The following is a 6,514-nucleotide window of genomic DNA, read 5'->3' as shown; positions in this document are numbered from 1 at the left end:
ATGGTGTTAACAATAGTATAATATATGAGTAGAGATAACGTATACAACGATAGGTAGTTCTCTTTTTTTGTCTCTTTGTAGAAGCTATAATAATAGTAAAAAGAGATAGTATTTATAGTATAGATAGATTGAACAGTTGGAGGTGGAAAAATGTTTAAAGTACAAAGTATTATTACATCGTTTGGGGAAGAACGTTGGATGGTTTTACATAACAATGGTGAACCAGTTATCCCAATCATGAAATTTATAAAACATAAGGATTCTTTAGGAAAAGCACCTAATACACTTAAAACGTACTGTTATCATTTGAAAATATTCTGGTGTTTTCTAAACGAAAAGAACAAAGATTACAGAGAAGTGGATATAAGTTTATTAACAGAATTTATTCATTGGTTAAGAAAATCAACAGATGATATAAATACTATCTATTTAAATGACACAAAGAAGTTAGTGCACGCCAAAAGAACTGAATCTTCCGTTAACTTAATCACTAATTGTGTTATTGAATTTTTGGACTACCAATGGCGTAGTGGTCAAATCTTATTTAATGTAAAATCCAAAGTTACAAAAGAAGTCCATAATACAAGGCGGAAGTATCGTAAATTTTTAGATCATATAACACATACCCCAACAACCAAAATTAATATTTTAAAACTTAAGGAACCTAAAAGAAAAATAAAAACCATTACTACTAAGCAGGCGGAATTGATTCATATAGCATGTAATAACATAAGAGATGAGTTAATAATTCGTATTTTATATGAAGGAGGATTAAGAGCTTCTGAGTTATTAAGTTTATGGATAGAGGACTTCAATATCAATGATGGTAGTATCACTGTTAGAGAATCTAAAACACAAGCTGGAGAAAAAAGAAAAGTATATGTATCAAATGAAACAATGAATTTATTCCAAGATTATATTATCGATTACCATACTAATGATGTAGATTCTAACCATGTATTTATTAATTTAAAAGGGAAAAATAAAGGGCAACCAATGCAATATTGGGCTTTGCAAGCTGTTATACGTATATTGTCTAAAAAAACGAAAATAAACTTTACCGCTCATACACTTAGACATACATGTGCAACACAACTTTATGATCTAGGCATGGACGCTGGTATCATTCAAAAATTATTAGGACATGCCCAGGTACAAACTACTTTAAATATGTATATTCATCCTTCAGAAGAAACTATAAGAAAGCACTGGGATGAAGCCCAGCAGCATAGGAGAATGAGAAAATGAATATCGTAGCTATTAATTCTAATAAAATACAACGTAAAGTTATGAACGACCTTAAAGGGTATTGGGCTTTAGATGAATGGAAAATCGAAGAGTTTCCCCTGCCAGATAGAAGAGGAAAAATTAAAGAAACAAAAAAAATTGTTGATTTCAATAAAATTAGTAATGAATATATTAAACTGGAGATAAAGTACTATTCTTTTTATTCTTTAACCAATGAAATTTGGCTTTTATCCAGCTTTATGGAGAAGCATTTTTATAAAATGTACTTTCTTTCAAAATTTTTAGCCGAGAAATTCCCTCAAGTCACATCAATAATTGATATTCCTTACACTACATTATTAGATGAATACAAATTATATCTAACTGAAAATAATAAGCCGTTAAAATACCCCCATCATCGTGGAGGAGAATTTATTTCACCTTATCTTGGAGTATGTAAAAGTTTATATGATTTTTTCTCTAATTATTATGACGAACGACCTGAACATCAAAAAGATAAATGGAATATAAAAAGACTAGGGATTCCATATAATATGTCTCGAAGAGACAGATTTCTTAATTTCACCAGTATAAAATTTCCCTTTCGGGAATTAGTTAAAAAGTATGTAAATCAAACATTACTTATACACCAACAAATTACCTTTGCGACCGCCCAAAATATTTTAAAGAAAATGTATTTGTTTTTTGATTTCATTGTAGAAACGTATCCAAAGTGGATAGATTTACAGAATCTACAAAGACAGGACATTGAAGATTTTTTATTTTATGTTAGAAATCGTGAAATGGGAGGAAAGAGTTATACAAAAAATCGTGTTCCTAGTAATCGTCATGTAATAGAGTGCCTTTCAAATGTCAGAAGAATAATTGAATATATGCAAGGTTTTGAATGGAAAGAAGCACCTAAAACCCCTGTTAACAGATTAATATTTCCCGAAGACTTTCCTCGAAGAGAAAAGAAAAACTATCACGAACATGTTAAACATGTGCCAGATTTTATATGGGAGCAAGTGTTGGAAAATCTACATAATTTAGATTCGGAAATTGCACGATTAATAGTCATTATGGAAGCAACAGGATTTAGAGTCTCAGATGTATGTCAGCTACAATTAAATTGTCTAGCATATAAGCAAGATGGTTGGTGGTTAGTAGGAGATCAACGAAAAGTAAATGTAAAAGAACATATTGTTCCTATTTCAGAAGAAATTGTGGAAATTGTTAAAATACAACAAGAATATATTAACAATCATGAAAAGAAGCATAACAACTTAAATCAATTTTTGTTCCCTGTTCTTACTGGAAAAAATAGAGGGATGGCCTTTTCACAAAAATCGGTTACCTATGCATTAAATCAACTAGCCGAAAAATATAAAATCCTTGATAAAAATGGAGAAATATTTCTATTTAAGAACCATGCTTTTCGACATAGATATGGGGTCAATCTAATTAATAATGGTATGAATATTCTTCATGTACAAAAGTTAATGGCACATACTAGTCCTGAAATGACATTAACTTATGCAAAAATTTCAGATAACACTCTTCGTAGGGAATGGGAAAAAGTTCAAAACTCAGTGCGTATTGACACAACTGGAGAATTAATACAAGCCAGTCTCCCTGAGCAGGCAGAAGAAAACGGTTTGGAACTAGAATGGATTCGCCATAACATGGACTCTATTCGTTTGGATCATGGATTATGCATAAAGAGTCCTAAGGTTAGCTGTGAATTCTTAGATTATTCGTTAGAAACCCCTTGTATTAAAAATAATTGTAGGAGTTTTCATGTAGATACAACATTTTTAGATTACTATAATGCGCAGATATCAAAGATGGAAGAAGATATTATAAAGTATCAAACTAGCGGTCGTATTCGTTCTATTGAATTGATTCAACCAAAACTTAATAAGTATAAGGAAATTAGAGATTCATTGAAAAATGAAATTGGAATTTTCGGTATGCCGAAACATAAACGAGAATATATAGGAGAGGAAAGAAAAATTGATGGTTAACAAACATCCGAATACAACGGGGTTATTGAATCATGCCTCTAAAAAAAAGAGGGAAACACAATATAGAGTGAATGAAGTAATACAGTTAATGGTTAAAGACGGACAAAAAATTAATTTTAATTCAGTTTCAGAAAAAGCACAGGTTTCAAAAGCATATTTATATAGAGAACCCTTAGTCAGAAAAACGATTGAAGACTTACGTCAACAGCAAGAAGGCATACATGATTTTAAGAATGTAAAAAGAAGGACATCGGATGCCTCTAAGGATGTAATCATAGAAACTTTAAAGAATAAGCTCAATCTTTTAAAACATAAGAACAAGCTATTAGAAAGTGAAAATGAGCACTTAAAAACACAACTGAAAAAAGATTTAGGAAAGGTTTATGAAAATTTATAAATATGTGATATCGTCCTATCAGTTGTAAAATAACACCCTTAATACAGCAGGCTTTGAACATTTTTATTTTAAGAAATCGAATTTAAATCATAATGATACATATTAAAATCTTTTGCAAATACCTCTTGAACCAATTGAATTGTTTCTGCGTCATAAAAACTATCATAAGTAGGGAATCGCGGAAAAATAGGGGTTGTAATATCAGCTTCTGCATAAACTCCTTTATAAATCATCTTACTCGCTTGATAATGCCAAGATTTTGATAATAGATCTAATGGTGATTTTTTTAATTTATACTCCTCTTCTAGTTTTGAAATGCCTGTATTGAAATTTTCTAGATAAATATAGTTTGTAATGAATTCTTCTTCTCCTTCGATATATTGTTGACTATAGTGAGGGTCAACCTCATCTAATTTGTTCATATGAGCTCTTAGGTAATACAAAAATAATTTAAAAGAGATTGGTTTGTTGCATGTCTCATCACCATAAAGGAATAATCGAATAGGTCTCCATGCAGGATGATAAATATTTGGAGGAGAAATAAGAGAAGTAAAAGAACTTACTGCTCTTTTATAAGGGTTTCTTACTAGTTTGTACGTCTTCTTTTCTTTTATTTGTAATGCGGTAGCTACATGTATCAAATAATTTGTAGAGTTCTTATATACATCATACTCATAGTTATGGATGAACGAATCATATTTTATTGCTTCTTTAAGTAAATTAATTTGATAAAAAAAACCAATGTGCTAGTGAAGTACAACCGCTTTTTTGACTCCAAAACAAGATAAGAGGAAAATCTTTATGAAAATGAGGTACACGCCCTTGCTTAAGGGTAAAATTATATAGTTCTGTATGATCCATTTTGAACCTCCATTCTTATATAGCAAAAACATAAAATATTTTTAATAAGTGATGACTAACTTTAGTCCACTTACACCAATAATGATAGCTAAAAATATTTGAAGAGGTTTAACGGGGATCTTAGTGGAGAATTTACTACCAAGTATGACACCTGGGATAGAACCAATGAGTAGGTGAATTAATAAGAGATAATCTACGTTTCCTAAATTCATATTTAGTATGCTTGCAACCGTCACTAACAAAAACGCATGTGTAATATCTGTGCCTACTAATTCGGATGGTTTCAGTCGATATAAATATATCATTGCAATAGCGAATAAAGAGCCTGATCCCACAGAAGTAAGTCCCACGATAAAACCGAGTATTGCACCAATAATAATTGTTAGGCTCTTTTTTTGTGTCATAGTCTGTTTTTGAAAAAAATTTTGTGTAGATTCATTATAGAAAAATATTTTTATAAAAATAGAAATTGCCGCAATAATTAAAACATAACCTAATATATATTTTATAATTCCCTCTCGATTATAATGAAAAATTGGTAAGAAATGAATTGTTACCACTGCGATAACCGCACTAGGTATACTTCCAACAGCTAGATATTTTACTAATCTAAAATTAATGGTCTTCTGTTTCCAGTGTTGAGATATGCCAAACATTTTAGTGATAGAATTATATACTAGATCCGTTCCAACAGCCACAGAAGGACTTATACCTAATGTTAGAAGAAATGGAGTCAGTAATGCAGCTCCGCCTATCCCTGTTACTCCAACCAATCCCCCTATAATGAAACCCATCATTATAATAGAAATACTCATTATAATTCCCCTTCCATACCGCTGGCTTTTCATAGTCGTTATAGTTTTTAAAGAGACTCTATACATAATGGGGTGATAGGTATATTAGTTAAAAATTAATTTCATTCTTCTTATATCCATATGCTTCAAAATCATCAGTAAATATTTCTGAAACAAGGTTTAGAGCTTCTTCATCATAAAAACTTCGATAGGTTGGTAATGAAGGGAAATGTGGGTTTGTAATATCATCATCTGCATAGTTTCCTTTATGAATCATTTGATGTGCCCTATGGTGATTGGAATTTGTAAGGAGTGATATATCAGAAGAAAGCAATCCATATTCTTTCTCCAATTTTGGAATTATTGTATTAAAATTCTCTAGTTTTATATTTTGTTTGATGACCTTTTCTTCCCCCTCAATATATTGTTGTGAAAAATGTTGATCTAACTGACTGGACTTAGGGCCCATATCTTTTACATAATATAAAAATTGTTTAAACGAGATTCCCTTATGAATATTTTTATTGTTATAGAAATATTCTCTAATGCTCTCCCACTGTTTCGTTGCATAAGGGTTATCATAAAGTATTAAAAATGAGCTTACGGCTCTTTTATAAGGGTTTCGCACAAGCTTTATAGTTTCTTTCTTTAGATTCAAGAGTTCTAGCTCTAAATCTTTGTAATAATTGGTTCTGTTTTTGTATATCTCATATTCGTAATGATGAATGAACGGTGCATATTTCATTGCTTCCTCATATAACCCAATTTGGAAGAAAAACCAATTCGCTAAGGAAGTACAACCGCTTCTGTGACTCCAAAATAAAATTATAGGAAAATCCTTATGGAAGTGTGGAATACGTTCGCCATATTCAATTAATTCTTTAATATTGTCTTTCATAACAAAGACTCCTTCGTTATTCATGGTATTTCGTACTGATATGAAAACCAAAATTCTACAGAACGCTAAAATACAATGGTAACCATTCATACTATTGTATTTAAATAGCAATGTAAAGGTACTTAAATTTGCATATAAAATTCCAGTGTATTAAAAATTACTTATATATGTATCGGCATTTTCTGAGCATATTGAAACGTAATAACCGCTTATCAAATTTTAAAATATAGAAATGTGTTATAAGGAGAATTATGTATGAAGATATGTGTACAAAGATAGAGATATTAATATTTCTATAAGAACTAAAAAA

General features: G+C 30.4%; 5 protein-coding genes and 1 pseudogene. 3 read left to right on the top strand and 3 right to left on the bottom strand.

From position 1 onward, the window contains the following. Positions 1-150: 150 nt before the first annotated feature. The 3 genes from ACS2CR_RS32965 to ACS2CR_RS32955 are packed head-to-tail and all read left to right on the top strand — an operon-like array spanning position 151 to position 3,651. Positions 151-1,248, top strand: coding sequence for a tyrosine-type recombinase/integrase (locus ACS2CR_RS32965; protein ID WP_113712080.1), 1,098 nt, complete (start codon positions 151-153; stop codon positions 1,246-1,248). Beyond that, positions 1,245-3,254, top strand: coding sequence for a tyrosine-type recombinase/integrase (locus tag ACS2CR_RS32960; RefSeq protein WP_153602410.1), 2,010 nt, complete (start codon positions 1,245-1,247; stop codon positions 3,252-3,254). The genes ACS2CR_RS32965 and ACS2CR_RS32960 overlap by 4 nt, the downstream gene beginning before the upstream one ends. Continuing rightward, the gene (locus ACS2CR_RS32955; RefSeq protein WP_153602423.1) at positions 3,247-3,651 is read left to right on the top strand and encodes a DUF6262 family protein; all 405 of its coding nucleotides are present in this window, start codon (positions 3,247-3,249) and stop codon (positions 3,649-3,651) included. Before ACS2CR_RS32960 ends, ACS2CR_RS32955 begins: the two co-directional genes overlap by 8 nt. A 68-nt stretch (positions 3,652-3,719) precedes the next feature. Here the strand turns inward: ACS2CR_RS32955 and ACS2CR_RS32950 are convergent. From ACS2CR_RS32950 to ACS2CR_RS32940, 3 genes and pseudogenes are all read right to left on the bottom strand, one after another. Then, positions 3,720-4,512, bottom strand: a pseudogene (locus ACS2CR_RS32950) (sulfotransferase family 2 domain-containing protein). A 41-nt stretch (positions 4,513-4,553) separates the two neighbouring features. After that, positions 4,554-5,327, bottom strand: a complete 774-nt coding sequence (locus tag ACS2CR_RS32945; protein WP_153602409.1) for a sulfite exporter TauE/SafE family protein — start codon at positions 5,325-5,327, stop codon at positions 4,554-4,556. 88 nt (positions 5,328-5,415) lie between these two features. Next, on the bottom strand, positions 5,416-6,204 hold the full coding sequence (locus ACS2CR_RS32940) for a sulfotransferase family 2 domain-containing protein (RefSeq protein ID WP_153602408.1): 789 nt from the start codon (positions 6,202-6,204) through the stop codon (positions 5,416-5,418). Positions 6,205-6,514 lie beyond the last annotated feature (310 nt).

Source organism: Bacillus cereus group sp. BceL291 (assembly GCF_051776705.1).
GTDB lineage: Bacteria > Bacillota > Bacilli > Bacillales > Bacillaceae_G > Bacillus_A > Bacillus_A cereus.
The sequence above is the reverse complement of the archived record's forward strand: the minus strand, read 5'-3'. Positions and strand labels throughout refer to the sequence as shown.

Excerpts from the sequence above, each read along its gene's own strand:
- ACS2CR_RS32965 (WP_113712080.1), top strand. The coding sequence starts at position 151 with ATGTTTAAAGTACAAAGTATTATTACATCGTTTGGGGAAGAACGTTGG.
- ACS2CR_RS32960 (WP_153602410.1), top strand. The coding sequence starts at position 1,245 with ATGAATATCGTAGCTATTAATTCTAATAAAATACAACGTAAAGTTATG.
- ACS2CR_RS32955 (WP_153602423.1), top strand. The coding sequence starts at position 3,247 with ATGGTTAACAAACATCCGAATACAACGGGGTTATTGAATCATGCCTCT.
- ACS2CR_RS32945 (WP_153602409.1), bottom strand. The coding sequence starts at position 5,327 with ATGAGTATTTCTATTATAATGATGGGTTTCATTATAGGGGGATTGGTT.
- ACS2CR_RS32940 (WP_153602408.1), bottom strand. The coding sequence starts at position 6,204 with ATGAAAGACAATATTAAAGAATTAATTGAATATGGCGAACGTATTCCA.